28 protein-coding genes are annotated in these 26359 nt (G+C 65.0%); 16 read left to right on the plus strand and 12 right to left on the minus strand.

What is annotated here, in order from left to right; genetic code table 11:
• Positions 1–39: 39 nt before the first annotated feature.
• The 3 genes from CH274_RS05825 (at position 40) to CH274_RS05835 (ending at position 3938) form a co-directional block, all read left to right on the plus strand.
• On the plus strand, positions 40–1155 hold the full coding sequence (locus CH274_RS05825; RefSeq protein ID WP_032398293.1) for a ferredoxin reductase: 1116 nt from the start codon (positions 40–42) through the stop codon (positions 1153–1155).
• Between the two features lie 108 nt (positions 1156–1263).
• Positions 1264–2565, plus strand: coding sequence for a fatty acid desaturase family protein (locus tag CH274_RS05830; RefSeq protein WP_032398294.1), 1302 nt, complete (start codon positions 1264–1266; stop codon positions 2563–2565).
• Between the two features lie 122 nt (positions 2566–2687).
• Positions 2688–3938 carry a fatty acid desaturase family protein gene (locus CH274_RS05835; RefSeq protein WP_032397669.1) on the plus strand — a complete coding sequence of 417 codons (1251 nt, stop codon included), beginning with the start codon at positions 2688–2690 and terminating at the stop codon, positions 3936–3938.
• A gap of 50 nt (positions 3939–3988) precedes the next feature.
• Here CH274_RS05835 and rsgA read toward each other — a convergent pair whose 3' ends face one another.
• Genes rsgA through ybaK form a run of 3 tightly spaced genes read right to left on the minus strand, consistent with a single transcriptional unit; the run spans position 3989 to position 6789 of the window.
• A complete protein-coding gene (rsgA, locus tag CH274_RS05840) occupies positions 3989–5023 on the minus strand; it encodes a ribosome small subunit-dependent GTPase A (RefSeq protein ID WP_179275649.1) in 1035 nt (344 codons plus the stop codon).
• Positions 4975–6291 (minus strand): 3-phosphoshikimate 1-carboxyvinyltransferase, encoded by a 1317-nt coding sequence (gene aroA / locus CH274_RS05845; protein WP_032397670.1) that lies wholly within the window; start codon positions 6289–6291, stop codon positions 4975–4977. Before aroA ends, rsgA begins: the two co-directional genes overlap by 49 nt.
• Before the next feature lie 6 nt (positions 6292–6297).
• Positions 6298–6789 (minus strand): Cys-tRNA(Pro) deacylase, encoded by a 492-nt coding sequence (gene ybaK, locus CH274_RS05850; protein ID WP_094656960.1) that lies wholly within the window; start codon positions 6787–6789, stop codon positions 6298–6300.
• 90 nt (positions 6790–6879) lie between these two features.
• On the opposite strand from ybaK, the gene CH274_RS05855 reads away from it, so the two are divergent.
• Both CH274_RS05855 and rsrA read left to right on the plus strand, forming a co-directional pair.
• Complete coding sequence (locus CH274_RS05855) at positions 6880–7662, plus strand: sigma-70 family RNA polymerase sigma factor (protein WP_230596997.1); 783 nt, start codon at positions 6880–6882, stop codon at positions 7660–7662.
• A complete protein-coding gene (rsrA, locus tag CH274_RS05860; RefSeq protein ID WP_176459171.1) occupies positions 7659–7967 on the plus strand; it encodes a mycothiol system anti-sigma-R factor in 309 nt (102 codons plus the stop codon). Before CH274_RS05855 ends, rsrA begins: the two co-directional genes overlap by 4 nt.
• A gap of 71 nt (positions 7968–8038) precedes the next feature.
• Here the strand turns inward: rsrA and CH274_RS29960 are convergent, their stop codons facing one another.
• On the minus strand, positions 8039–8113 hold the full coding sequence (locus tag CH274_RS29960) for a 50S ribosomal protein bL37 (RefSeq protein ID WP_370878772.1): 75 nt from the start codon (positions 8111–8113) through the stop codon (positions 8039–8041).
• A gap of 119 nt (positions 8114–8232) precedes the next feature.
• On the opposite strand from CH274_RS29960, the gene CH274_RS05865 reads away from it, so the two are divergent.
• Positions 8233–8448 carry a biotin/lipoyl-binding carrier protein gene (locus CH274_RS05865; RefSeq protein ID WP_008717734.1) on the plus strand — a complete coding sequence of 72 codons (216 nt, stop codon included), beginning with the start codon at positions 8233–8235 and terminating at the stop codon, positions 8446–8448.
• Positions 8449–8469: 21 nt separating this feature from the next.
• Positions 8470–9948 (plus strand): sensor histidine kinase, encoded by a 1479-nt coding sequence (locus CH274_RS05870; protein WP_032397672.1) that lies wholly within the window; start codon positions 8470–8472, stop codon positions 9946–9948.
• Positions 9949–10058: 110 nt separating this feature from the next.
• Here CH274_RS05870 and CH274_RS05875 read toward each other — a convergent pair whose 3' ends face one another.
• Together CH274_RS05875 and CH274_RS05880 are read right to left on the minus strand one after the other, a co-directional pair.
• On the minus strand, positions 10059–10313 hold the full coding sequence (locus CH274_RS05875; protein ID WP_032366305.1) for a WhiB family transcriptional regulator: 255 nt from the start codon (positions 10311–10313) through the stop codon (positions 10059–10061).
• A 265-nt stretch (positions 10314–10578) separates the two neighbouring features.
• A complete protein-coding gene (locus CH274_RS05880; protein WP_032398298.1) occupies positions 10579–11532 on the minus strand; it encodes a diacylglycerol/lipid kinase family protein in 954 nt (317 codons plus the stop codon).
• A gap of 158 nt (positions 11533–11690) precedes the next feature.
• On the opposite strand from CH274_RS05880, the gene CH274_RS05885 reads away from it, so the two are divergent.
• Complete coding sequence (locus CH274_RS05885; RefSeq protein ID WP_094656961.1) at positions 11691–12110, plus strand: hypothetical protein; 420 nt, start codon at positions 11691–11693, stop codon at positions 12108–12110.
• Between the two features lie 18 nt (positions 12111–12128).
• Here the strand turns inward: CH274_RS05885 and CH274_RS05890 are convergent, their stop codons facing one another.
• On the minus strand, positions 12129–12605 hold the full coding sequence (locus CH274_RS05890) for a GNAT family N-acetyltransferase (protein ID WP_045195752.1): 477 nt from the start codon (positions 12603–12605) through the stop codon (positions 12129–12131).
• The gene (locus tag CH274_RS05895; RefSeq protein ID WP_094656962.1) at positions 12602–13243 is read right to left on the minus strand and encodes an acid phosphatase; all 642 of its coding nucleotides are present in this window, start codon (positions 13241–13243) and stop codon (positions 12602–12604) included. The genes CH274_RS05890 and CH274_RS05895 overlap by 4 nt, the downstream gene beginning before the upstream one ends.
• A 180-nt stretch (positions 13244–13423) precedes the next feature.
• On the opposite strand from CH274_RS05895, the gene CH274_RS05900 reads away from it, so the two are divergent.
• Together CH274_RS05900 and CH274_RS05905 are read left to right on the plus strand one after the other, a co-directional pair.
• Complete coding sequence (locus CH274_RS05900) at positions 13424–14890, plus strand: DHA2 family efflux MFS transporter permease subunit (RefSeq protein ID WP_094656963.1); 1467 nt, start codon at positions 13424–13426, stop codon at positions 14888–14890.
• A 59-nt stretch (positions 14891–14949) separates the two neighbouring features.
• The gene (locus CH274_RS05905; protein WP_032397676.1) at positions 14950–15744 is read left to right on the plus strand and encodes a ParA family protein; all 795 of its coding nucleotides are present in this window, start codon (positions 14950–14952) and stop codon (positions 15742–15744) included.
• Between the two features lie 21 nt (positions 15745–15765).
• On the opposite strand, the gene CH274_RS05910 is transcribed toward CH274_RS05905, so the two are convergent.
• Positions 15766–17010 (minus strand): Rv3212 family protein, encoded by a 1245-nt coding sequence (locus tag CH274_RS05910; RefSeq protein WP_094648145.1) that lies wholly within the window; start codon positions 17008–17010, stop codon positions 15766–15768.
• A 9-nt stretch (positions 17011–17019) separates the two neighbouring features.
• Positions 17020–18699 (minus strand): DEAD/DEAH box helicase, encoded by a 1680-nt coding sequence (locus CH274_RS05915; RefSeq protein WP_094657227.1) that lies wholly within the window; start codon positions 18697–18699, stop codon positions 17020–17022.
• A 284-nt stretch (positions 18700–18983) separates the two neighbouring features.
• Between CH274_RS05915 and CH274_RS05920 the strand changes: the two genes are divergently transcribed.
• Together CH274_RS05920 and CH274_RS05925 are read left to right on the plus strand one after the other, a co-directional pair.
• On the plus strand, positions 18984–19715 hold the full coding sequence (locus CH274_RS05920) for a ferritin-like domain-containing protein (protein ID WP_256993487.1): 732 nt from the start codon (positions 18984–18986) through the stop codon (positions 19713–19715).
• A 106-nt stretch (positions 19716–19821) separates the two neighbouring features.
• On the plus strand, positions 19822–20049 hold the full coding sequence (locus CH274_RS05925) for a DUF3107 domain-containing protein (protein ID WP_032397679.1): 228 nt from the start codon (positions 19822–19824) through the stop codon (positions 20047–20049).
• Between the two features lie 73 nt (positions 20050–20122).
• On the opposite strand, the gene CH274_RS05930 is transcribed toward CH274_RS05925, so the two are convergent.
• Positions 20123–20776 carry a TetR/AcrR family transcriptional regulator gene (locus tag CH274_RS05930; protein WP_032397680.1) on the minus strand — a complete coding sequence of 218 codons (654 nt, stop codon included), beginning with the start codon at positions 20774–20776 and terminating at the stop codon, positions 20123–20125.
• A gap of 300 nt (positions 20777–21076) precedes the next feature.
• Between CH274_RS05930 and CH274_RS05935 the strand changes: the two genes are divergently transcribed.
• The 3 genes from CH274_RS05935 to CH274_RS05945 all read left to right on the plus strand — a co-directional run bounded on the left by CH274_RS05935 (position 21077) and on the right by CH274_RS05945 (position 24329).
• Positions 21077–22156: a DUF3152 domain-containing protein gene (locus tag CH274_RS05935; RefSeq protein WP_032397681.1), complete on the plus strand. Its 1080-nt coding sequence runs from the start codon at positions 21077–21079 to the stop codon at positions 22154–22156.
• Positions 22157–22249: 93 nt separating this feature from the next.
• Positions 22250–23416 (plus strand): adenylyltransferase/sulfurtransferase MoeZ, encoded by a 1167-nt coding sequence (gene moeZ, locus CH274_RS05940; RefSeq protein WP_045199971.1) that lies wholly within the window; start codon positions 22250–22252, stop codon positions 23414–23416.
• Between the two features lie 58 nt (positions 23417–23474).
• The gene (locus tag CH274_RS05945; protein ID WP_032398302.1) at positions 23475–24329 is read left to right on the plus strand and encodes a TIGR02569 family protein; all 855 of its coding nucleotides are present in this window, start codon (positions 23475–23477) and stop codon (positions 24327–24329) included.
• Here CH274_RS05945 and CH274_RS05950 read toward each other — a convergent pair.
• Positions 24319–25029, minus strand: a complete 711-nt coding sequence (locus CH274_RS05950) for a FadR/GntR family transcriptional regulator (protein ID WP_032397682.1) — start codon at positions 25027–25029, stop codon at positions 24319–24321. The genes CH274_RS05945 and CH274_RS05950 overlap by 11 nt on opposite strands.
• 81 nt (positions 25030–25110) lie before the next feature.
• Here CH274_RS05950 and CH274_RS05955 point away from each other — a divergent pair, with 81 nt between their 5' ends.
• On the plus strand, positions 25111–26352 hold the full coding sequence (locus tag CH274_RS05955; RefSeq protein WP_094657229.1) for an MFS transporter: 1242 nt from the start codon (positions 25111–25113) through the stop codon (positions 26350–26352).
• Positions 26353–26359 lie beyond the last annotated feature (7 nt).

A 26359-nucleotide genomic window follows, 5' to 3' on the forward strand; every position in this document is an offset into this window, starting at 1 on the left:
AAGCGGTTCAGTATCTCGATCGAGGGGATGGAACACCCGATGGATCTGAAGAAGTGGCTGGAGGCTCCGGCGGCCGGAGTATCGGCCCCCAAGCGTCCGAGACTGAACATGGTGCGTGGTGCCTTCACCCGCATCACCACTCCCTTGTTGCCCGATGACTACCTGCATCTGGCGAATCCTCTCTGGTCCGCACGCGAACTCCGCGGTCGCATCGTGCGAGTGGAGAAGGAAACCGCGACGGCGGTGACCCTGGTGATCCAGCCGGGTTGGGGCTTCAACTTCGATTACCGGCCCGGCCAGTACATCGGGATCGGGTTGCACCTCGGCGGGCGTTGGCACTGGCGGTCCTACTCGCTGACCTCTCCGCCGAACTGGGAGGACAAGCTGATCTCCATCACCGTCAAGGCGATGCCGGAAGGCTTCCTCTCGTCACACCTGGTCGGCGGTGTCCCGCAGGGAACCATCGTTCGGCTGGCCGCCCCGAAAGGCAATTTCGCGCTGCCCGTGCCGCCGCCGAACAAAATCTTGTTCGTCACGGCAGGCAGCGGCATCACCCCGATCATCTCGATGCTGCGGGCATTGGATCGGCACGGCGACATGCCCGACACCGTGCACATCCACTCGGCACCCACCGAGGACGAAGTCATGTTCGCCGCCGAGATCGCCGCGCTGGAGAAGTCTCATCCCAACTTCACCTCGCACGTGCAACTGACGCGGTCGGACGGCAAGTTCGCACTCGCCTCGCTCGACGAGCTCTATCCCGACTGGCGCACGCGTGACACCTGGGCGTGCGGGCCTGCAGCTCTGCTCGAAGAGATCGAGAAGACCTGGAAACGCGAGGGGATCGAGGACCGGCTTCACCTGGAGCGGTTCGAGATCTCGCGCGCCGACACCTCCGGTGCAGGCGGCACCGTCACGTTTTCCAAATCGGACAAGAAGACCACCGTCGACGGCGCGACCAGCCTGCTCGAAGCCGGTGAGAACGTCGGCGTTCAGATGCCGTTCGGCTGCCGGATGGGTATCTGCCAGACGTGCGTTGTCCCGTTGACGGCAGGGCATGTGATCGACCTTCGTTCCGGTAAGGAACACAGTGAGGGCGACCGCGTCCAGACGTGCATTTCCGCTGCTGCGGGCGATTGCACACTGGAACTGTAGGTCTGTTTTTCGCACACCGCCTTCTCAGACTGTTCGGTTACGCTTACGTAGGTTGCCCACGTCGAAACCCGATATTTCGGGCACTGCACTCAACTGTTGGAGGACCCGGTGGCTATCACCGACATCAAAGAGTTCGCTCATCTCAGCGAAGCGGACATGGAAGCGTTCGGTCGTGAACTGGATGCGATTCGTCGAGACGTCGAAGACAGCCGCGGCGAGCGCGATGCCGCCTACATCCGTCGGACGATCAGACTGCAGCGGCTGCTCGAGCTCGGTGGCCGTGCGGTGCTGCTCGGCAGCAAGTATCGGCCGGCCTGGTTCGTGGGTACGGCGATGCTCAGTGTCGCCAAGATCGTCGAGAACATGGAACTCGGCCACAACGTGATGCACGGGCAGTGGGACTGGATGAACGATCCGGAGATTCACTCCACCTCGTGGGAGTGGGATCAGACCGGTCCGTCGGAGCAGTGGAAACGCGCCCACAATTACTCGCACCACACGTACACCAACATCGTCGGCATGGACGACGACATCGGCTTCGGCATCCTGCGGATGACCCGCGACGAGCCGTGGAAGCCGATCAACCTCGTTCAGCCGCTCGCCAACATCGTGCTGGCCACCACCTTCGAGTGGGGCATCGCGCTGCACGATTACGACGCGCAGAAGCAGTTGGACGGCGAGGACGAGAAGGGCCTGCTGAAGTCTCCGGCGACCCGCGCCTTCGCGCGCAAGATCGCCAAGCAGGTCGGCAAGGATTTCGTGCTGTTCCCGGCACTGTCCGGTCCGGCGTGGAAGTCGACGTTGACCGCCAACGCGACGGCCAACCTCGTCCGGAATTTGTGGGCGTACGCGGTGATCTTCTGTGGTCACTTCCCCGACGGGGCAGAGAAGTTCACGATCGGCCAGTTCGAGACCGAGACACGACCCGAGTGGTACCTGCGTCAGATGCTGGGCAGTGCGAACTTCGACGCCGGTCCGGTCATGGCGTTCATGAGCGGCAACCTCTGCTACCAGATCGAGCACCACATGTTCCCGGATCTGCCGAGCAACAGGTACTCGGAGATCGCCGAGAAGGTGCACGCTCTGTGCGAGAAGTACGACCTGCCGTACACCACGGGGTCGCTCGGCAAGCAGTACCTGCTGGCGCTGCGGACCATTCACAAGCTGTCGCTGCCCGACTCGTGGTTGCGTGCCACGTCCGACAACGCTCCCGAGACGTCCTCCGAGCGACGGTGGCGCGTAGGGGATTCGCCTGCCGTTCATGCTCTTCGGATCGATCCGCTGACCGGGCAACGTCGCGGTCTGCGGTCGGCGATGCAGGAGGCGCGTGTGAGCCTGCGCAACGCCAAGAAGGAAGCCAGGCGTCAGGCCAAGGCCCTTCGCCGATCGGGCGACCGCGCGTCGTTGTGAATCGTCACACACATTCCCGGCACTAACCTACGGAACCGTAAGTTACGATACGGTAGGTGACGGAATCACACATGGCCTGATACGCGAGCTGTGTGTTCACGACTGCCAGGAGGTTGTTTCCCATGGCGATTACGGACGTCAAAGAATACGCGCATCTGACCGATGCCGACATCGAGGCGTTGGGCCACGAGCTCGACGCCATCCGGCGTGACATCGAAGCGTCCCGCGGTGAACGCGACGCCCGGTACGTCAAGAACACGATCCGCCTGCAGCGATCCCTCGACATCGGTGGCCGGGCCGTGCTCTTCGCCAGCCGTCGTCGTCCGGCGTGGCTCGTCGGCACCGCCATGCTCGGTGTCGCGAAGATCATCGAGAACATGGAGCTCGGCCACAACGTCATGCACGGCCAGTGGGACTGGATGAACGACCCGGAAATCCACTCCACGTCGTGGGAGTGGGACAACACGGGGCCGTCCGCTCACTGGAAGCAGACGCACAACTACATTCACCACAAGTACACCAACGTGCTCGGTATGGACGACGACGTCGGCTACGGTCTGCTGCGCGTCACCCGCGATCAGCGGTGGAAGCCCTTCAACATCGGCAACCCCGTCTACAACCTGCTGCTGCAGCTGTTCTTCGAGTACGGAGTGGCGCTTCAGCACCTCGAACTGGGCAAGGTCGCCAAGGGTCGAGTGCCGCGTGAGGAATTCGAGCAGAAGCGGCGCGAGGTGCTCGAGAAGGTCGGCAAGCAGATCGGCAAGGACTACGTCCTGCATCCGTTGCTGACCGGTCCCGCCTGGAAGAGCACGTTGACGGCGAACATCGCCGCCAACATGATCCGCAACGTGTGGACCAACACCGTCATCTTCTGCGGCCACTTCCCCGACGGTGCGGAGAAGTTCACCAAGTCCGACATGGAGGGCGAAACTCAGGGTCAGTGGTACCTGCGTCAGATGCTCGGCAGTGCGAACTTCAACGCAGGCCCCGTCATGGAGTTCATGAGCGGCAACCTGTGCTACCAGATCGAGCACCACCTGTTCCCGGATCTGCCCAGTAACCGCCTGCGCGAGATCAAGGTTCGAGTGCTCGAACTGGCCGAGAAGTACGACCTGCCGTACACGACCGGTTCGATCGTCCACCAGTACTTCCTGTCGTGGCGAACCATCGCCAAGCTGTCGCTGCCGAACAAGTACCTGAAGGCGACCAGTGACGACGCTCCCGAGACTGCGTCCGAGCGCAAGTGGGCCGATGCTCCGGCCGGTTTGTTCACCGTCGATCCCGAAACGGGCAAGCGTCGCGGTCTCCGCACCGCCATCGCAGAGACGAAGAAGCGCAAGGGAATTCGCAGCCTGGTCCGCAAGGCCGCGTAAGTTCCGAACGGCGTGCAGCCTGGTGGCAACCGACCCCGAGAGGGGGGTTGCTACCAGGCTTCGTTCGTTCGAACGGCTTCGAGGAGCAGACGCACGGCCGCGACGCGTCGGGCCGCGTCTCCGGCCAAGGTGTCCAGAGCGCACTCGGGATCGGCGGGTGGGCCGAGGTGGGTGCATCCTCGGGGGCAGTTCTCGATGGTGTCGGCCAAATCGGAGAACGCTGCGACGACGTTCTCGGGGGAGATGTGCGCCAGTCCGAACGACCGGATACCGGGAGTGTCGACCACCCAGCCGCCGCCGGGCAGAGGGAGCGCCACCGACTGCGTCGAGGTGTGACGGCCCTTCCCGACGCCCGAGACCACACCGGTGGCGCGATATGCGTCGGGCACGAGCCTGTTGACGAGCGTGGACTTTCCGACGCCCGAGTGGCCGATGAGCGCCGTCACCGAGTTCGTCAGCATCGCGGTCAGCTCGGTGAGGTCCTCGGACTGGCCTGCCAACACCACCGGGACGTCGAGATCGGCGAAGGCCGCGGTGAATTCCTCGGGGTCGGCCAGATCGCTCTTGGTCAGGCACAGGACCGGTTCGAGTCCGCCGACGTACGCAGCCACCAGCGCCCGCTCGACGAAACCGGTCCGAGGCGGCGGGTCCGCGAGCGCGGCCACGATGAGCAGCCGGTCGGCGTTGGCCACCACCACCCGCTCGAACGGATCGGTGTCGTCCGCCGTGCGCCGCAACACCGTGCGCCGCTCGGCGACGCGCACGATTCGGGCCAGAGTGTCGACCTTGCCCGACAGATCTCCGACGATGCCGACCTCGTCGCCCACCACGATCGGAGTACGGCCCAACTCGCGGGCACGCATCGTCACCACCGGCCGTGCCGGGTCACCGCCGAGCACACAACCCCATCGGCCGCGGTCGACGGACACCACCATGCCTGCTTCGGCGTCGTTGTGTTCGGGTCGAGTCTTGGTCCGTGGACGCGAACTCTTGCCCGGTCGGATACGAACGTCGGACTCGTCGTATCGGCGCGCGGTCAGGAGCCGACCCCGCTCGGTGTCGACGCGGACAGCATTGCGTCCCACAACATCTCGAAACCGGGCAGAGTTTTGGCTGTGGTACCGATGTCGTCCACCTCGACCCCGGGGACACGCAGTCCGACGATTGCGCCCGCGGTGGCCATCCGGTGGTCGGCGTACGAGTGCCAGACGCCTGCGTGCAGCGGAGCCGGATCGATGCGGATGCCGTCGTCCGTTTCCACGGCGCGCCCACCCAGTCGGACGATCTCGGTTGTCAGTGCGGCGAGTCGGTCGGTCTCGTGGCCCCGCAGGTGGGCGATGCCACGCAGAATCGACGGACCTTCGGCCAGTGCGGCGAGTGCCGCGACCGTCGGGGTCAGCTCGCCGACATCGTGAAGATCGAAATCGATGCCGCGCAACGTATCCGGGCCCTCGACGGTCAAGATGCCTGCGGTCAGGTCGACTCGAGCGCCCATCCGGGTGAGTATCTCGCGGAAGGCATCGCCGGGCTGGGTGGTCGATTCGGGCCAATTCGGCACGCGCACTCGGCCTTCGGTCACCGCCGCTGCAGCGAGGAAAGGGGTGGCGTTGGACAGATCCGGCTCGATGATCCACTCGATCGGCGCGACCGGTCCGGGGTGCACCCGCCAGGTGTTCGCGTCACCACCGGACTCGGGGGAATCGACTCGGACGCCGGCGCGCCGCAACATGTCCACGGTCATGTCGATGTGCGGCATGGACGGAACGGGCTTGCCGATGTGGTGGATTTCGATTCCCTCGTCGAACGCCGCCGCGGAGAGCATCAGACCCGAGACGAACTGCGAGGAACCCGAGGCGTCGATGTCGACCGATCCGCCGCGCAGCGAACCGGTACCGCGCATCGTGAACGGCAGAGCGCTGCCGTCGATCTCGGCCCCCACCGCACGCAGGGCGTCTAGGATGGTGTCGAGTGGACGAATGCGAGCCTGTTCGTCGCCGTCGAACGACACCTCGCCCGCGGCGAGGGCAGCCAGGGGCGGCACGAAGCGCATGACGGTACCCGCCAGACCACACTCCACGGCTCCTCCGTGCAACGGAGCCGGAGTCACGCGCAACGCCGTCCTGTCGTCGTCCGCGGCGATGATCTCGATCCCCAAGGTTGCCAGGGCGTCGATCATGAGATCGGTGTCACGGCTGCGCAGAGCACCGGTGATCGTGGACGAGCCGGAGGCGAGCGAGGCGATGATCAGTGCGCGATTGGTGATCGATTTCGATCCGGGCAGAGTGACTGTCGCGTCGACGGGTGCGACGGCGGCTGGGGCTGTCCAATTGCTCACCGGTCCATCTTCTCTCATTCGATGTCAGCGCGCGGCGATGGGCGCGGTTGTGGCACGGGTGAGCCCGATGAGATCGGCTGGTGCGAGTTCGATTTCCAGTCCCCGACGACCTCCGCTGCACAGAATCGTCTCGAAGCCGAGCGCCGAGTCGTCGATCGCGGTGGGCAGGGATCTGCGTTGTCCGAGTGGTGAGATGCCGCCGAAGACGTACCCGGAGGAGCGCTCGGCGGCAGCCCTGTCGGCCATCGCGATCTTCCTGGTGGACAGCGCAGCGGCCGCGGCCTTGAGAGAGAGCATCGCCGTCACCGGAACGATCGCCACCGCCAGCGAGCGATCTGCTCGTTCCACGACGAGCGTCTTGAAGACCTGTTCGGGTCGAACGCCGAGCCGATCGACGAGTATCCGGGCTGCCTCCTCGCCGTAGGACTGCACCCGAGCATCGTGGTCGTAGGAGTGGACGGTGTGCGCCACCTTTCGTGCGGTGAGCAGCGCGAGAGCGGGTGTGGACGCAGCCATTCACCGGACTCTAGCGACCGAGCGGGAACACGACGGGACGACGCCGTGTTGTGTAACGACAGATACGGATGCAGGCGGAAGGAATGACGAATGGCAGTGCTGACCGCGGGACGTCCCCTCGTGTTGAAGGGGGTGATCTCTTCGCAGAAGCCGACTACGGGCGCCGTAGCCTGGGCGGTGGAAGCTATCGAAGGGATCAGCGTGACAGAAGCCAGCAATCCCGTCGCTGACGTGGACGACGAAAAGGCGATCGCGGAGCGCAGGGCTGCCGAGACCGAGGCTCAGTTGACCGAGCGCTTCGAGCGCGACGCGTTGCCGATGCTCGATCAGCTCTACGGCGCAGCTCTGCGAATGACGCGTAACCCTGCCGACGCCGAGGATCTGGTTCAGGAGACGTTCGTCAAGGCCTACTCGGCGTTCCGATCGTTCCGTGAGGGCACGAACCTCAAGGCATGGCTGTACCGAATTCTCACCAACACCTACATCAATTCCTATCGCAAGAAGCAGCGTCAGCCCGCTCAGTACCCCACCGACGAGATCAGTGACTGGCAGCTCGCCGCCACCGCCGAACACACGTCGACAGGGTTGCGATCCGCCGAGGTGGAAGCTCTGGACGCGCTGCCGGACGACGACATCAAAGCCGCGCTGCAGTCGCTGCCCGAGGAATTCCGGATGGCTGTGTACTACGCCGACGTCGAGGGATTCCCGTACAAGGAGATCGCCGAGATCATGGGCACGCCCATCGGCACGGTGATGTCGCGTCTGCACCGCGGACGCAAGCAACTGCGAGGCCTGCTGGCAGGGGTTGCACGGGAGCGCGGATTCAACCGGGACGGCGCAGTCGACCGGCACGAGCAGGAGGTAGTCCAGTGACGGGCACCGGAAAGATCGACGGCGGGGACGACGGCGACGCACAGTTCGAGCGGCTCGACTGCTCGGCGGTGATCGCGGACGTGTGGGTGATGCTCGACAACGAATGCGACGAAGCGAGCCGGACCCGTCTGCAGAAGCACATCGACGAATGCGGATCCTGCTTCGAGGCATATGGAATCGAAGAGAAGGTCAAGCGGCTCATCTCACGCAAGTGCGGGGGAGACCAGGCACCGGCCGGGTTGCGCGAGCGACTGAGCGTCGAGATCCGACGGACGGTGTTGATTCGTCAGACCGACTCCGAATAACCGCAGTTCGTACGACGACGAGGGGCCGAGAAGCAGTAGCTTCTCGGCCCCTCGTCGCTTGTGGCAAACCGTCAGCTGTTCGGACGTTTGCCGTGGTTGGCCTTGTTGCCCTTACGAGCACGCTTCTTACGTCCACGCTTTCCCATGATGGGCTCCTCTCGTTTGTTCACTACAGTCTCCCACGTGTGATTGGCTTACTGTGACGGGCCTGGCCTCCGGTGGGTGGTCTGCGCAGTTCGTGGTGACGTGAGAGAGGGGTTCGCCGGTGTCCGAGGACGTTCGTGCGGAGATGGTGTCCACGGTGTTTCAGGTGGTCGTGGCCCGAGGCGACGCAGTCGAGGTCGGTGACACCCTCGTCATCCTGGAATCGATGAAGATGGAGATTCCCGTGTTGGCCGAGACGGCAGGGACAGTCACATCGGTGGACGTCGCGGTGGGCGACGTCATTCAGCAGGGCGACCTCATCGCCGTCGTGTCCTGAGCAGTGATCACGTGAGCTGTCGTGTCGACCCTCAGTGACCTTCTGGCCGAGCACACCGACCTCCCCGGTGTCGCGGTCGACCACTTGCAACGAGTCGTGGGGGAGTGGCAGCTGCTGGCCGACCTGTCGTTCGCCGACGTGCTGCTGTGGGTCGGCACCGATGACGTGGCCAGTGGGACTGCCGACGTGCTGTGTGTGGCTCAGTGCCGGCCGACCACTGCGCCCACGGTCTTCACGCACGACATCGTGGGAACGACGATCTCCGAGTCCGAGCACCCCGACGTGATGGTCGCGCTGCAGCAGCGGCAAATAGTGCACGGAGGAGTGGTGACCCGGACCGAGAGCATTCCGGTGCGCTGCGGGGAGCACGTCATCGCGGTGCTGACCCGAGACACCAATCCCGCGCAGCTCCGTCCGCCGAGTGCCCTCGAGGTCGCGTATCGGGAATGTGCCGACGACCTGTGTCTGATGATCAGCGAAGGGACGTTTCCCACCCCGGAGGAGCGGACCGATGTGAACTCGTCCCCGCGAGCGGGCGACGGATTCATTCGCGTCGACACCGAGGGGCGGGTGGACTACGCCAGTCCCAACGCCCTCTCGGCGTACCACCGGATGGGATTGACGACGGAGTTGTCCGGTCGAGATCTGGCGTCGGTCACGCGATCTCTGGTCACCGACCCGTTCGACTCACAGGAAGTGGCCGACCACATCAGATCGTCGCTCAGCGGCAACGTGGGACACCGGATGGAGGTCGATGCACGCGGTGCCACCGTTCTCGTGCGTACGTTGGCTCTGCAGCCCCGGGGGAGGTCGGCCGGTGCGGCTGTGCTGATCCGCGATGTCACCGAGGTGAAACGACGCGATCGAGCCCTCCTCAGCAAGGACGCGACCATCCGAGAGATCCATCATCGGGTGAAGAACAACCTTCAGACGGTGGCGGCGCTGCTCCGGCTGCAGTCTCGTCGACTCGAGAACGAGGAAGCGCGGACGGCGTTGTCCGAGTCGGTTCGTCGGGTGACGTCCATTGCACTCGTGCACGAGATGCTGTCGATGTCGGTGGACGAGGAAGTGGATCTCGACGAGATCGTCGATCGTCTGGTGCCCATCATGTTGGACATAGCGACGGTCAACCCGAGAGTTCGAGTGGTGCGCGAGGGCAAACTCGGAGTCTTCTCGGCCGAACGGGCGACGCCCTTGGTGATGGTGCTCACGGAGCTGGTGCAGAACGCGATGGAGCATGGATTCGACGCCGGTTCTGCGGGTGTCGTCCGAATCGGAGCGGACCGGTCCGCGAAGTGGCTCGATGTTGTCATCCACGACGACGGGCGCGGGTTGCCCACGGGGTTCTCCCTGGAACGCTCGGACGGTCTCGGACTGCAGATCGTGCGCACGCTGGTATCGGTGGAGCTGAACGGATCGCTCGGTCTGCATCCGGCGGCGGGAGGGGGAACCGACGCGATGTTGAGAGTTCCTCTGGGACGGCGTGTGCCGAGGGCCTGATGCACGTTCGGTGAACAGTGTGTAACGAGCCCGCCGACGATCCGTGGAACGCAGAAGGCCCGGCATCCGCTGAGCGGGTACCGGGCCTTGCCGATTGCTGCGTGTGCGTCCTAGACGGAGCTGCGTGCGCGCGTACGTGCGTTGCGTCGCTTGAGAGCACGGCGCTCGTCTTCACTCATTGCGCCCCATACTCCTGCGTCCTGGCCGGATTCGAGTGCCCAGGACAGGCATTCAGCGGTGACGGGGCACCGAGTACAGACGACTTTGGCATCGGCGATCTGCGCGAGCGCCGGACCACTGTTTCCCACCGGGAAAAATAGTTCCGGATCTTCATCGCGACAAATTGCCTTGTGGCGCCAGTCCATCCTCTGCTCCTTACCGGGCGCCGAAGCGCCGTTTCGTTTCTCTTCTGTTCACGAGTGGGTAACCAATGTTTCCGCACTGTTGCTTGTGAATGCTTTCACGAACTCAGGTGAAGTCAAGGGGTACGCGCGTGACCGTGGTCAAGCTCACTCTGTTAGGCTCGCTTTAGCCTTCTGCGCTCCTTTGTACCCCGAGTGAACGGATTTCGCTCGTGGTTTCCCCAGAACAGCGTTGTGTGTTGCCGCATATGCCCAGGACGGGCGGCCCTCACCTGCCCGGCGCGACCACTTCGAGCGCGTCGGGAGTGGAGAAGAACTCCGCTTCCGTGCGCTCGCCCAGATAGTCGCCATCCATCTGCAAACCGACCGGTTCCGCCGACGAAATTCGGACACTCGGCACATCATCGATCCGAATCAGCTTGCGCGACTTCGGTTCTGCGCCCTTGGCCAGCAACTGGCGAGACACCCGCAAGGTAGGGAGCAAGGCAGTCGAACGCATGCCGAACACTCCCAGACCCGAATCGAAACCGGTACCCGGATTGGTGTGCACCGGCCTCTCGTTCAAATACGTCCACGGACTCGAATTCGACACGAACGCATAGTGCACACCCTCGAACGGATCCTGACCCGGAACCTCCACCGTCAACCGAGCCGGCTGCCGCTTGTGCTTGAAGAACTCCTGCACCGCCGACCGCACATAACGCGTCGCAGACACCGGCTTGCCGTCCTTGCGCCCGGCATCGATAGCCCGACACACGTCCGCATCCAGACCCATACCCGCGTTGAACGTGAACCAACGGTTGTCGCAGTGCCCCAACCCGATCGTCCGCCGCGCCCGTGCATCGAGCAGGCCGATCAACTGATTCGTCGCCGCCACCGGATCCGCCTCGATACCCAGCGAACGAGCGAACACATTCGCACTACCACCGGGAACGACCGCAATCGGCGGAATCGCACCGATCGTCACCGCCTGCATCGACGTCGGCAACGGCACCCCGAGCAACCCGTTGATCACCTCGTTGACCGTCCCGTCACCACCATGAACGATCACCAGACCCATCCCGTCCTCACGGGCACCCCGAGCAAGCTCCGACGCATGATCACGATGAGTCGTCTGCGCAACCGTCACCCGCACCCGACTCGACAACGCATGAGCCAACAGATCCCGAGCCGCAGCCGTCGTAGAAGTCGCATTGGGATTGACGATCAGCAGCGCACGCACGAGCACTGACACTAACGGGGTCGTTCCGCAGGCTCCACTCCGGTCACCTGCGTCGTTCCGCAGGCTCCACTCCGGTCACCTGCGTCGTTCCGCAGGCTCCACTCCCGTCACCTCGGGTCGTTCCGCAGGCTCCACTCCCGGTTGCCTAGGCTGGTCGCGTGTCCACCTCACCCGAGAACCTCACCCCGCCGGCCACGTTCCGATCCGCCGGGGCGCTCGTCGCAGCGCAAGGCGTGGCGTCGCTGGTGGCCGCCTTCGTTCTTCTCGTCCGAGCGTTCTCCGGAGAAGGGGACAACGCCGTGGCCAACGGCTACGGCACCGCGGGATGGTTCGGTGTCCTCGGTATCGGAGTCGGGGCGGCGGGCATCGCCCTGGTGCTCGGAAAACGCTGGGGAAGGTCCATCGCCACCGTCGTACAGCTGCTGCTGCTACCCGTCGTGTGGTCACTGTTGACCGGATCGCATCAAACCGTCTACGGCATCGCCCTCGGAGTAGTTGTCGTCGGCGTGCTCGTGTTGCTGTTCAGCCCGCCGTCCTCTCGGTGGATGGCCGCCGAATACAGCGACGTCGACGACTGATTCCGCCGAGGTGGTCGTTCAACGCGCCCGGGTGGCCAGCTCTGCCAATGCCGTCTCGGTCAGGCGGAACGTGGTCCACTCGTCCTGCGGCTCTGCTCCGAGTGATCGGTAGAACCCGATCGACGGGGTGTTCCAATCCAGAACCGACCAGACCAAACGCGTGTACCGCCGATCGACGCATTCGGCAGCCAACGCCGCGAGCAGAGCCGTTCCGAGGCCTTCTCCGCGCGCGGCGGGCTGCACGTAGAGATCCTCCAGATAGATTCCGTTGACGCCGTCCCACGTGGAGAAGTTCAAGAACCACAGCGCGCACCCCACCACCGTCCCCTCGTGCTCGGCGACGTGTGCGAACACCGACGGCTGCGCCCCGAACAGCGCAGAACGAAGCTGCTCGTCTCGAACGGTGCACAGCGAGGACGATTTCTCGTACGCGGCCAGTTCGTGCACGAGAGCGGTGACGGCGGGAACATCGGCCTCGGTGGCGCGGCGAATCATCCTGGGTTTCCTTTCGGTGCCGTGGCAGCGGTGAGAATCGACGGGTGCACGTTGTGCGCAACGAGCTGGCGAAACGAATGCTCGAAACCGAGCAACGAATACGCGGCGGGTGAGAGTGCGAAGCGTTTGCCCTCGGTGATGGGGGCCTCTGTCCAGCCGGCGATCAGCGCGCGCGAGAAGTGGCCGTGGCCGACCAACACGACGTCGCGGCCGCTCAACAGTGGCAGCACCACCGAGAGCACCAGTTCGACGCGCACAGCGATGTCTCCGATGGACTCACCACCCGGGCACGGATGCGTCCAGACGGTCCAGTGCGGCACCGTCTCGTGGATCTGCGTCGAGGTGATGCCCTCGTAGTCGCCGTAGTCCCACTCCGACAACGCATCCCACGTCCGGTCGACCTCCAGGCCTGCGAGCTCGGCAGTTCGACGGGCGCGCTCTCGCGGACTCGTGATCACCAGGGGATCGCGTAGCTTCAGGAGTCGGAGGAGCGATCCGGCCTCGACGGCCTGTCGCTCGCCGGTACTCGTGAGAGGGACGTCGGTGTTCCCGGTGTGCTTGCCGGCAAGCGCCCATTCGGTCTCACCGTGCCGAAGTAGAACGACTCTGCCAGCCTCGACGCCGCCGTGTGTTGTCATGGAACGATCATGCCCGCTCTCGGGATGTGGCCCTTGTCATAGGTGGCCTGCGGATGTGTCCGATTTGTCGATTGAGTACGGACCTACCGGCCGGTTACTCTCGGGGCGAATCTTCGCTGCCTCGGGCAACACAGCTCTTCCCGTCGTGCCTCACACTTCCTTCTCATCTCCTGGAGAACCATGACCGACCTGCAGAAGCCCGCGTCGTCCGATGCTCCGGAGAAGCTCGACGGCGCGTTGCTGAAGATCGCCGGTGTCGTCGTGCTCGGGGCGATCATGTCGATTCTCGATGTCACCGTCGTCAGCGTCGCACTCCGGACGTTCACCGACGTGTTCGACACCACCTACGCCAACGCCGCGTGGACGATGACGGGCTACACGCTCGCTCTGGCGACCGTCATACCTCTGACCGGTTGGGCTGCCGATCGGTTCGGTACCAAGCGCCTCTACATCACCGCGCTGGTGCTGTTCGTCCTCGGTTCGGTGCTGTGCAGCTTCGCCTGGGACATCACCTCGCTCATCGCCTTCCGGGTGTTGCAGGGTCTCGGCGGCGGCATGCTGATGCCGCTGGGCATGACGATCATGACGCGCGCCGCCGGTCCCGAGCGAATCGGGCGGGTGATGGCCGTGTTGGGTGTTCCGATGCTCATCGGTCCCATCGCAGGGCCCATCCTCGGCGGCTGGCTGATCGAGGCAGCGAGCTGGCACTGGATCTTCCTCATCAACCTGCCGATCGGCATACTCGCCCTGATCGCGGCCGTGGTGATCTTTCCCAGGGACAACCCGACTCCGTCCGAATCCTTCGACTTCCGCGGCATGCTGATGCTCTCGCCCGGCCTCGCCCTGTTCCTCTACGGCGCGTCCTCGGTCGTCGAAACCGAAACCGTTCTCGCGGTGAAGGTACTGGTCCCGGTCATCGTCGGGCTCGTGCTGATCGTCCTGTTCGTTTTTCATGCCCTGCGTGTGCAGCATCCGCTGATCGATCTACGGCTGTTCGCGAACCGATCGCTCACCGTGGCCGTGATCACCACCACGCTGTTCATGGTCGCCTTCATGGGCGCGGGACTGCTGTTCCCGAGCTATTTCCTGCTTCGCGGCGAAACGACGTTGACTGCCGGGCTGCTGCTCGCACCGCAGGGCATCGGCGCGATGATCGCGATGCCGATCGCCGGAGTGATCGCCGACAAGTTCGGTCCCGGCAGGATCGTGCTGGCGGGAATGGTGCTCATCACCGCAGGGATGGCGGTGTTCACCCAGGTCGGCACCGACACGTCCTACATCCTGCTCATCGGCGCACTGTTCGTCATGGGTCTCGGCCTCGGTTCGACGATGATGCCCATCATGACGGCCGCGCTGCAGACACTGACCGACGACACGGTTGCCCGCGGCTCGACGTTGATGAACATCGTTCAGCAAGCGGCCGGTTCCATAGGCACTGCGCTGATGTCGGTGGTGTTGACCGCTCAGCAGAAGCCCGCATCGACGGCGACCAGCCAGGTCGAGGCCTTCGACATCTCGGCCAGGGCGTTCGGAACCACCTTCATGGTCGCGCTGATTCTGATCGTCGCCACGTTCGTCCCCGCCTTCTTCCTGCCCCGAACGAAGCACGTCACCGAGCGGTCCGCGGCACCGATCGCGATGCACTGACGCGCCCGAGAGATGCCGAACCCTCGCTCATCGGCTCGATGTAAGCAAGGATCAGGGCCGTGACGACAATTCTCGCGGTAGCGAATCAGAAGGGCGGCGTCGCCAAGACCACCACGGTGGCTTCGCTCGCGGCTGCGCTGCATGCTCTCGATCGACGCGTCCTGGTGGTCGACCTCGACCCGCAGGGCTGCCTGACGTTCTCGCTCGGGCACAACCCGGACAAGCTCGATTCCTCGGTCCACGAAGTGCTGACCGGGGATGCGAAGGTCGAGGACGTCCTGATCGAGACCGCGGAAGGAATCGTGCTGCTGCCTGCGACGATCGATCTCGCCGGCGCGGAAGCGTTGCTGCTGATGCGTGCGGGTCGCGAATTCGCCCTCAAGCGGGCCCTCGCACCGATCCTCGAGGATTTCGATGTCGTCGTCATCGATTGTCCGCCGTCGCTCGGGGTACTGACCCTCAACGGCCTCACCGCCGCGCAGTCGGTGTTGGTGCCCCTGCAGTGCGAGACCCTCGCGCATCGAGGGGTCGGTCAGTTGTTGCGAACGGTGTCCGAGGTGCAGCAGATCACCAACCCCGATCTGACGCTTCTGGGTGCCCTTCCCACACTGTTCGATGCTCGCACCACGCACAGCAGGGACGTGCTCGGCGATGTCTCGGATCGCTATTCGTTACCGGTGCTCGCGCCGCCGATTCCGCGGACCGTGCGCTTCGCGGAGGCCAGTGCATCCGGCGCGACGGTACTCTCGGGCCGAAAGAACAAGGGCGCGCAGGCCTATCGAGAACTTGCCGAGAATCTGCTGGCGCACTGGGACGGCAAAGCCGATCTGAAGACCTACGATCCGGCGGAGTAGTACGAAGCCCCTGAGATCGAGTCAGCCCAGAGCGACCACGTCGGAACCGCGTTGCTCGACGACCACGTCGCCGATCACCGAGATCTGTATCGGGCCGTCGTAATCGCCTCGGTCGACCGGAATGTCGGCCGTCGAAACACCGGTGGCGAGATCGACCACCGATATGCCGTCGGGTACGGGTACGAGGAGTCGTCCGGCCATGACCGCGCCGTTCCCGAGGGCTCCGGGGACGGTCCACAGAGGGCCGAGGTTGTCGGGATCGAACGCCTGGACTCCCGCGCCGGTGAACCAGGTGAGCACCGAACCTGCTTTCGTTGCAGGGAAGTTCGGGGTAGGGGAGGAGCCTCCGGGGAGAGCGAATTCGGAGGTTCTCGCGGCCGCGTCGTCGTACAGTCCCACCCGATCGGGCGCGCCGTTGTTCGCTGGGATCCACAGCGCGACAACGCTGCCCGTGATCGCGATGATCCGCCCGGCAGTCGGTGTGTCGGATTCGGGAACGAGTTCCGGTACCACCGCTGACCCGTACTCCTCGGGTTCACTGGCGTCCTTGGGGGCAGGATTGATGAGCGACAATCGCGCGGCGGGCTCTCCCGGGCACTGTTCGAGCACGGCCGTTCGTGAGTTCGTCGACGCCGAGGACAGCAATGTGCAGCCGGTTCTCGGCTGACTTCCCGGATTGACCGGGGCGTCCACTCGGCCGTATTCGAGGGTGCGCACCAGGTCCGACCGCCACAGCTCCATGCGGGTGTCGCCCCTCGATGTCACGTAGGTGCCGTCGGAGGACAGGCGGACCGCATCGTCGGCGTCGGACGTGCGCTGCGCCTTGCGGTCTCCGGTGGCCCCGTCGAGTTCGGTGACCTGAGAGCAGCCGCGGCCGTCGCGGTAGACCGCGACCGCGGTGTTCCACGACGCGACCACCGAGCAGAGCGGGAGATCGCGTGTGTACGACCAGGATTGCTCGCCCGACCGTGGATCGCGGCCGAGGACGGCACCCCCGTCGGCGGTGACCACCGTGGATCCGGTGACGACAGGAAACGGGGTTCGCGTCGAATCCGTCGCTGCGCTCGGTGCGCGCCACAGTTCGGTGAGCGTCGTGGGCACCGCGGCGGCGGGTTCGGCTCGAGGCAGTGGCTCCTCGGCCGGGATCGATGTGGTTCCGCGAGCATCACCGGTGAACCAGGCGATGCTCGCGGCAACGACCACCACCACTGCGATGACGGCGGCGACGACGAGGTCGGTTCTCGTCCGACGTTCTGGAGCCAGCACGGCGGGAGGTTACTCCGATGCGCTCGCAGTCGACGGTCCGGCATCGGCGGACGATCCACTGGGGCGACGACGCCTACGGCGGCGCGGGGCAGTCTTGGTGGCCGTGTCGGTGGTCGCTGTGTCGGTCGTATCCGACTGTCCGGCAACCGAATCCGAGGCGGAAGTGGATTCGTTCGTGGTGGTGGCAGAGCCTGCGGCGTTGTCGCCGTCCTGCCCTGCGCGGGTGCGCCTGCGACTGCGCGAGCGGCGCGGCTTCGTCGTCGACGACGCGTCGGCCGCAGGCGCTGCGGCATTCGTCTCGCCGTCGTCGTCCGTCTTCTCCGGGGCACGCGACGGTGCCTTGCGCACGGTGCCGGTGGCATCGGTGGGGATGTCGAGGTCGGAGAACAGGTGCGGCGAGCTCGAATACGTCTCGACCGGATCCGGCATACCCAGACCCAGAGCCTTGTCGATCAACTGCCAGCGCGGGATGTCGTCCCAGTCGACGAGGGTGACGGCGATACCGGTGCGCCCTGCACGGCCGGTGCGGCCGATGCGGTGGACGTAGGTCTTCTCGTCCTCGGGGCACTGGTAGTTGATGACGTGGGTGACGTCGTCGATGTCGATTCCTCGGGCCGCGACGTCGGTGGCGATCAGCACGTCGATCTTGCCGGTGCGGAAAGCCTTGAGAGCCTTCTCGCGCTGGACCTGGCCGAGGTCTCCGTGGACCGCGCCGACCGAGTAGCCGCGCTCGGCCAGCTCGTCGGAGACCTTCTGCGCGGTGCGCTTGGTGCGGGTGAACACCATCGTCGCGCCGCGACCTTCGGCCTTGAGGACCTTGGCGACCATCTCGACCTTGTCGAGGGCGTGGGCCCGGTAGACGTGCTGGGCGGTGCGATCGTGCACGGCCGAGGACTCCGCCTCTTCGGCGCGGATGTGCGTCGGCTGCGTCAGGAAGGTGCGGGCCAGAGTGATGATGGGGCCGGGCATCGTGGCGGAGAACAGCATCGTCTGACGCTTGTCGGGGACCATGCCGAGGATGCGCTCGATGTCGGGGAGGAACCCGAGGTCGAGCATCTCGTCGGCCTCGTCGAGAACCAGGACCCCGACCTTGCCGAGGATCAGGTGGTTCTGCTTGGCGAGGTCGAGCAGTCGGCCCGGGGTGCCGACGACGACGTCGACGCCGTTCTGCAATGCGCTGATCTGCGCCTCGTACGGACGGCCACCGTAGATGGAGAGCACCTTGACGGGGCCGTTCGCGCCGCTGAGGTACTTCGACGCGTTCTCGAGGTCGGAGCTGACCTGCACGCACAGTTCACGCGTCGGCACGATCACCAGGGCGCGGGGGGTCCCGTCCAGCGGGGAGGTGCCGGAGTTGTCGGTGGCGAGTCGGTGCAGCAGGGGCACACCGAAGCCGAACGTCTTGCCCATTCCGGTGCGTGCCTGACCGATGAGGTCGTCGCCCGCGATGGCGAGCGGCAGCGTCAACTCCTGAATGGCGAACGTGCGCTCGATTCCCATCTCGGACAGTGCGCGAACGATGGTGGGGTCCACGTTCAGCTCGGCGAAAGTGGGAGGTACGTGCGTGTCGTCCACGTGCGCCGACACCGTGGTATCGCCGGTGTCGGACTCTTGGTCGATGACTGTCTTGCTCAGGGGACTGGCCTTCCTCGTGTTCGAACGTGCGCACGAGGAAGGGCATAGGCCTATTGCCGGCCGAAGTCGATGCCCTCGATCCGATGTGATGTCGCCGTCAGCCTCAGCGCGGCCGCGGACTGCGATGTCCGCTGCGGCGAAGCTGTCGAGGCGACCCGGATCAGGTGCGCACACATTATCGATGACCGTCGCGTGCTTCTTCGGTCCGTTTCATCGGTCCGCGAGCGACGATCGAGCACCATGGTAGCTTGCCGAACGGATTTCTCCATTGTCGGCAGGTCGCGGCAGGTCCGGCGCGCGCCGAGACGACGGGTCCGACACCGGACTACGATTGCCGCATGGGAGCCCATTCGTCGGAGCCGTCGTCCGCAGTTTCACCCACCACCGTCGTCGAGTCGCCGGAAACGGACCGGGTCGACCCGGCGATCGCGCACGATCACCCCGGCATTCCGGATCTGTTCGCGGTGCTCGCCTACGGCGAGATCTCTGCGTTCTATCGCCTGGCGGACGACGCTCGAATGGCTCCGACCATGGAGGGTCGCGTCGCGCTGGCGAGCATGGCGGCTGCGGAGATGAGCCACTTCGAGACGTTGCAGAAAGCCCTGTCGGATCGCGGTCTCGATGTCTACGCCTCGATGGATCCGTTCGTTCGCGCTCTGGACGAGTACCACGAGTCGACGACGCCGTCGACGTGGTTGGAGTCGTTGGTCAAGGCCTACGTGGGTGACGGCATCGCGGCCGATTTCTACCGGCAGATCGCGCACAGTCTCGACCCGGCCGTGGCCGAGATCGTTCGAGACGTGCTCGCCGAGACCGGACACTCGGAGTTCGTGGTGCACGAGGTCTCCGACCGGGTTCGCGCAAGCTCGCAGGACAAGGCACGACTGATGCTGTGGGGTCGTCGTCTCCTCGGTGAGGCCATCACCCAGGCGCAGTTCGTGCTCGCTCGCCGCGAGTCGTTGACCGATCTCGTCATCACCGCGTCGGGAGATCTCAACGGTGTCGTCGCACTGTTCGATCGCATGCAGGAACAGCATGCGGAACGGATGTCCTCACTCGGCCTGGACTGACCGCACTGGGCGCTGTTCGCTGACAGCACAGGGCGTCGGGCATCCGGGGCGACCCCTCTGCACTAGCCTGGCGTGAGCAGAGTTGTCGAGAGTTCGGAGGTTGACCGTGGAGGTCAAGATCGGTGTTTCGGAGAGTTCCCGTGAGCTCGTCGTGAACAGCACGCAGTCCCCGGCCGAGGTCGAAGCGCTCGTATCGACCGCCTTCGCCGGTAAGGACGGAGTGCTGTCGTTGGAGGACGAGAAGGGACGCAAGTTCTTGATTCAGGCTTCCAAGGTGTCGTACGTCGAGATCGGTCCGTCCGATGCTCGCAAGGTCGGATTCGCGACCGCCTGAGACCGCGCGGAACGAAAAACACGCCCCTCACTCGGATCGAGTGAGGGGCGTGTTGCGTTCGTGGGTCCGTTCCCTACGGTGCCTGCAGGGGAACGTGTGACAGACCGCCCCAGGCCAGCGACACCGTGGTGTCGACGGCGTCTTCCTTGGAGATCGGCCGGTCGGCTTCGAGCCAGTACCGAGCGGTGAACTGACTGGCACCGACCAGGCCGACAGCCAGTACGCGGGCCCGGTACGGATCGAGTCCGGAGTCGTGAGCAACCAGGTCGAAGACGGCGTCGACGCAGGCTTCCGTCGCCTGCTCGACGCGCGCATTGACCTGCGGGTCGCCCATCAGATCGGACTCGAAGACCAAGCGGAAGCCCTGTGTGTCGGTGTCGACGAAGTCGTAGAACGCCAGCACTGCGGCGCGAACGCGCTGCCTGTTGTCCGTGGTCGAGCGCAGGGCCTGGCGGACTCCCGCGATCAGGGTGTCCACGTAGCTCTGCAGCACCGCCAGATACAGCTCGAGTTTTCCCGGGAAGTGCTGGTACAGGACCGGCTTGCTGACACCGGCGCATTCGGCGATCTCGTCCATTCCGGATGCGTGATATCCGCGGGTCACGAATATTTCGCTCGCAGCAGCGAGCAGTTGCGCCCGACGGGCATCGCGCGGCAACCGTGCGCCGCGGCGATTGCCGGTGGTGGCCGGCCGGTCGGAAGACCGCCGGTCGTCGAGATCTGTCATCAATTATGTTCCCATCCGCGTCGACAGCTGCGCTCGTCTTGGTTCGACAACGAAAGGTCCGGCATGAACTTCCGGCGGGTGGCCGTCGGTTCGGACCGTTCGTAGCGCAGATCACGGGCAACGATACTCGTGGCTGCCCACACTCACGGGATCCTGGGGGACCGTTGCGAAAAGTGGGCGATACCGGATCATGTCGAGCGGTTTGTTCGTACGATGTTTTCGTACCGAAAACCCGATAGTTCCGTTCCCGGTATCGGCGTGCCGAGCAGCGGGCGGTGAGGATTGTGAGATCGTGATCGAGTGACTGACCGAGGCGGGCCGCGTATCCGCGGTGGTGTGCAGTCGGGCGGCGTCGGCGAGAGCTACGACGATCGGTCGGACGACTTCCCACGCACCGTGGGAAGTCGTGGGTCGCATCAACCGCTCCGCGCGCAGTGGGACCCGACGCAACGCGAGGTCAAGCAACGCAGTCCCAGACCGGATCGCGATATCAGGAAACAGAGCAAGCTCGGAAAGTTCGCGTCCACGTACGGCTGGCGGGCGTACGCGGTTCCGATTCTGATCGTGGTGACCGCGCTCGTCGTGTTCGATGCCGTGCGTACCGGTGACCCCGTTACCGGCACCGCGGCGCAGTCCACCAATGTCGATCCCGGATTCGGCACCCTGAGTGCGGACACGACCTCGGGCACCGGAGTCATCGGCGTGCCGCCGCAGGCCGACGGCAACTTCGCGGAATCTATCTCCTCGGGTGAACTACCCGACGGTGGTCCGTTCGCGGTGCAGGGAGCCGGAACGTGGCACACCGTGCCGGGCACCACCGAGCAGGTGGGTCAGGGGACCGAGCGGGTGTTCACCTACACGGTCGAGGTGGAGGACGGCGTGGACACGGTCGGGTTCGGCGGCGACGAGTCGTTCGGCCGATTGGTGGATCAGACCCTCGCCAACCCCAAGAGTTGGACGAACGATCCACGGTTCGGATTTCGTCGAATCGATCAGGGCGATCCCGACTTCAGGATCTCGCTGACGTCGCAATTGTCGATCCGACAGGCCTGTGGCTACGACATCCAGCTCGAGGTCTCCTGTTACAACCCCGGCATCGAGCGAGTGGTGCTGAACGAGCCGAGGTGGGTGCGTGGAGCGATCTCGTTCCAGGGCGACATCGGCTCGTACCGCCAGTACCAGATCAATCACGAGGTCGGCCATGCGATCGGCTACCAACAGCACCAACCGTGCGAGACCGACGGCGGGCTCGCTCCGGTGATGATGCAGCAGACGTTCGGAACGTCCAACGACGACATCGCGCGACTGGACCCCGCGGGAGTCGTTCCGATGGACGGCAAGACGTGCCGATTCAACCCGTGGCCCTACCCCCGAGGCTGATCGGCTGGGTTCGGGACGGGCCGGGGGATTAGATTCGAACGTGGCGTGCCGGGTACTCGGTCGTCGTGTCGAGTCGAGGAGCGTCGCTGCGTCGTGGTCCATCTCCCCCCTCTGGTCGAACCCGCGGGCGAACTGACTCCCGAGGAAGTCGCCCGATACAGCAGGCACCTGATCATCCCCAATGTGGGAACGGACGGTCAGAAGCGACTGCGCAACGCACGCGTGCTCGTCGTCGGTGCCGGGGGGCTCGGTTCACCCGCGCTGCTCTACCTGGCAGCCGCCGGTGTCGGCACCCTGGGCATCGTGGAATTCGACGATGTCGAACTGTCGAACCTGCAACGGCAGATCATCCACGGCCGATCCGACGTGGGTCGTCCGAAGGCCGACAGCGCCAGGGACTCGATTCTCGAACTCAACGACGGCGTCGAGGTGGCGCTGCACCGTGTTCGACTCGACTCCTCGAACGCGCTCGAACTCTTTCGGCAGTACGACCTCGTCCTCGACGGGACCGACAATTTCGCCACCCGATATCTGGTCAACGACGCGGCCGCCCTGGTCGGAATCCCGTACGTGTGGGGTTCGATCTACCGGTTCGAGGGGCAGGTGTCGGTGTTCTGGGACGCCGCGCCCGGTGACGCAGGCATCAACTATCGCGACCTGTACCCCGAGGCTCCGCCGCCGGGCATGGTGCCCTCGTGCGCCGAAGGTGGGGTGCTGGGGGTGCTGTGTGCGTCGATCGGGTCGGTCATGGTGACCGAGGCCATCAAGCTGATCACCGGAATCGGCGAGACGTTGCTGGGTCGATTGATGATCTACGACGCGCTGGCGATGAACTATCGAACCGTCGGCCTGACTCGGGATCCGCATCGAACGCCGATCACCGAGCTGATCGATTACGAGGCATTCTGCGGAGTGGTCCCGGCCACCGAATCCACCGGAGAATCGATCACCCCGGCGGAGCTGCACGAACTGATGCAGTCCGGACGCGAGATCGCCCTCATCGACGTGCGCGAGCCGGTGGAGTGGGACATCGTCCGCATCGACGGTGCGCGTTCGATTCCCAAGGATCGAATCCTGTCGGGCGCGGTGATGGCGGAGCTTCCGCAGCACATTCCCATCGTGCTCTACTGCAAAACCGGCATCAGGTCCGCGGAGGTGCTCTCGGCCCTCGTCGGTGCCGGTTTCTCCGATGCCGCCCATCTGCACGGCGGAATAGTGGAGTGGGCCAAGCAGATCGATCCCGGTTTGCCCATGTACTGATGCGGTCCGTGTGCGCGTCGTCCGCAGTGGTGCCGCGATCGACGGTAGCGTGACGTTCGTGAGCTCTGTCGAACCTCCTCAGCACGTGATCTCTACGTTCGGGCTGCGCGATGTCGAGCCTGCACCGCTCGGTGCGGACTGGGACGGTGGATGGCGTCTGGGTGATGTCGTCCTGTCTCCGGTGGCAGACCATGCCCGAGCCGCGTGGTCGGCCAAGGTACGCGAGACGTTGACCGTCGACGGGGTTCGTCTCGCCCGTCCCGTGCGTTCGACCGACGGCCGATACGTCGTGTCGGGCTGGCGCGCAGACACGTTCGTCGCCGGCGAGCCGGAGCCCCGCCACGACGAGGTGATCTCGTTGTCGATGCGGTTGCACGCGGCGACCGCTCAACTCGAGCGACCCCGATTTCTGGTTCAGCCTCCCGTGGCCCCGTGGGCCGACGTGGACGTGTTCGTCGCTGCCGACAGGGCTGCCTGGGAGGCGGTCCCGCTGCGCTCCGCCCGCGGTGCAGGCGCACCCGAGCCGTCGTCCAGTGACGGCAAGAGCAGTCTGGAATTGGTCAAACAGCTTGCGACACTACGCAAGCCCGTCGAATCACCCGACCAGTTGGTGCACGGCGATCTGTTCGGAACGGTTCTGTTCTCCGGAAGCGAGGCCCCCGGGATCAGCGACATCACCCCGTACTGGCGTCCCGCGCCCTGGGCTGCCGGGGTGGCCGTGGTGGACGCACTTTCCTGGGGTGACGCCGACGACGGTCTGGTCGGCCGCTGGGACGATCTTCCGGAATGGCCGCAGATGCTGTTGCGTGCGTTGATGTTTCGTCTCGCAGTCCACGCGCTTCACCCGCGATCGACGTCGGAGGCCTTCCCGGGCTTGGCGCGAACAGCAGATCTGGTGCGCCTCATTCTGTGAGATCCGCTGCGCGAGCTGATAGTTCCACCGCACGAGCCGGCGATTCGGAGAGTTCGTGGAACAGTGACCTGGCGGCCTGCATCGCACGGGCTGCGTCGCCGTCGATGACCGCCGCCACGAGTGCGGTGTGTTCGTCGATGTAATCGTCGTCGTGCTCGATCGCGTGATGTCGCATGGCGTCGTGGATCACCGGCAGCAGCGAATCGTAGAACTCCAGATAGATGGCGTTGTGGCTGGCCGCGACGATGGCGCGGTGCAGCCGTGCGTCGATCCGAACGGCATCGGCCAGCGGGGTGTCGTCGGACCACGCGGCGTTGCGATCGGCCAGCGCACCCAGCATGGCGCGGATGTCGGCGTCGTCGCGTCGGTCGGCTGCGAGTGCTGCCGCAGTGACCTCCAGGGTTTCGCGCAGCTCGGTGACGTCGCGGTGCCGGGCGTCCGAGAAGTACTTACCCAGTGTCCCGCCGAGGTCGGAGCACGTCATGACGAAGGTGCCCGAACCTTGTCTGCGTTCGACCATGCCTGCATGGACGAGTGCCTGCACTGCTTCGCGCACGGTGTTGCGCCCGGTACCGGTCATCTCGCACAGTTCGGGTTCGGTGGGAATCCGGGTACCCACCGGCCATCGCTGCGACGTGATCTCCTCGCGCAGTGCAGCTGTCACCTGGGATATCAGGCTCGATCGCTGGACCTGCCGCACGTGGGCTCCTCATGCCGGGGACATTGCAGCGTCGATAGTAGTACTTTGCACCCAATGATCCGGTCATCCTATGATTGCGCGGTGAGTGCGCCCACCGTCCCCGCCGGCCGAATCGTCGGTACCTCCCTCCTGCGCGGGCGAATTCTGGTCTTCTCCGCGATCATTCTCTCCGCATTGACTCTGCGCGCCGCCGTGACTTCGATCAGCCCGCTGTTCGGCAGAATCGGCACCGACCTCGAGTTCGGTGCCACGGTGATCGGCATCGTGGGCATGTTGCCTCCCGCGATGTTCGCAGTGTTCGGTTTGGCAACGCCGTTTCTCGCCAAGCGCACGGGGCTCGAGCGGGCCGCTCTGCTGGCCATGGCACTGACCACCGTCGGTATGGCCACCCGCGCGTTCGCGCCGAACACCGCGTCGTTGTTGGCGCTGTCCGCGATCGCCCTCGCAGGCATGGGCATCGGCAATGTCGTCATCCCACCGCTGGTCAAACGCTACTTCTCCGACCGGCTCGCCGTGGTGAGCACCATCTACATCTGCGCCCTGCAGGTCAGCACCATGGTGCCGCCTCTGCTGGCGGTCCCCGTCGCCGACGCCCACGGGTGGCGGCTGTCCATCGGAATCTGGGCGGTCGTCGGCCTGGCCGCAGCACTGCCGTGGCTCGGTGTCGTGGTGGCCCGACGCGGCCACGACGAGAAGGATGTGACGGCCGAGGCCGGATCGGACGCGGTGCACGTGGAGCCGAGCGGCCGAATCCACCGGTCCTCGCTGGCGTGGGGGATGGTCCTGATGTTCGCGATGACGTCCACGATCACCTATGCGATGCTGACGTGGCTGCCGACGCTGTTGATCGATGCGGGTATCGGCGAAGCCCTTGCGGGTGCGTCGGTGGCCGCATTCGGGGCGATGGGCCTGATCACGTCGCTGGCCGCACCCACTCTCTGCGCGCGGGTGCGCAACCCGTACGGCATCGTGGTGGTCGCAGCGGCGTGTTATCTCGGCGGCTTCGCGGGGCTGCACTGGTCGCCGACGGCCGGTACGGTCCTGTGGGTGTGTCTGGTCGGGCTGGGCACGATGACCTTCCCGATGTCGCTGACGCTGATCAACCTCAGGACGCGCACTGCGGTGGGCTCGTCCTCGCTGTCGGGATTCACCCAGGGGTTGGGCTACGTGGTGTCGTCGACCGGTCCGATTCTGTTCGGGCTGTTGCACACGCGGTCCGGTGGATGGGGACTTCCGTTGATACTGCTCACCGGATGCGTGGCAGTTCTGCTGGTCGGAGGGTTCCTGTGCTGCCGACCGCGGATGCTCGAAGACACCTGGTGACGCACGT

It is taken from the genome of Rhodococcus sp. 06-418-5 (assembly GCF_002258285.1).
Lineage (GTDB): Bacteria > Actinomycetota > Actinomycetes > Mycobacteriales > Mycobacteriaceae > Rhodococcoides.

Coding starts and splice junctions, on each gene's coding strand:
- CH274_RS05825 (WP_032398293.1), top strand. CDS start 40: ATGGATCTGAAGAAGTGGCTGGAGGCTCCGGCGGCCGGAGTATCGGCC.
- CH274_RS05835 (WP_032397669.1), top strand. CDS start 2,688: ATGGCGATTACGGACGTCAAAGAATACGCGCATCTGACCGATGCCGAC.
- aroA (WP_032397670.1), bottom strand. CDS start 6,291: ATGAGAGAAGATGGACCGGTGAGCAATTGGACAGCCCCAGCCGCCGTC.
- ybaK (WP_094656960.1), bottom strand. CDS start 6,789: ATGGCTGCGTCCACACCCGCTCTCGCGCTGCTCACCGCACGAAAGGTG.
- CH274_RS05855 (WP_230596997.1), top strand. CDS start 6,880: ATGGCAGTGCTGACCGCGGGACGTCCCCTCGTGTTGAAGGGGGTGATC.
- CH274_RS05875 (WP_032366305.1), bottom strand. CDS start 10,313: ATGGACTGGCGCCACAAGGCAATTTGTCGCGATGAAGATCCGGAACTA.
- CH274_RS05890 (WP_045195752.1), bottom strand. CDS start 12,605: ATGATTCGCCGCGCCACCGAGGCCGATGTTCCCGCCGTCACCGCTCTC.
- CH274_RS05895 (WP_094656962.1), bottom strand. CDS start 13,243: ATGACAACACACGGCGGCGTCGAGGCTGGCAGAGTCGTTCTACTTCGG.
- CH274_RS05900 (WP_094656963.1), top strand. CDS start 13,424: ATGACCGACCTGCAGAAGCCCGCGTCGTCCGATGCTCCGGAGAAGCTC.
- CH274_RS05920 (WP_256993487.1), top strand. CDS start 18,984: ATGGGAGCCCATTCGTCGGAGCCGTCGTCCGCAGTTTCACCCACCACC.
- CH274_RS05930 (WP_032397680.1), bottom strand. CDS start 20,776: ATGACAGATCTCGACGACCGGCGGTCTTCCGACCGGCCGGCCACCACC.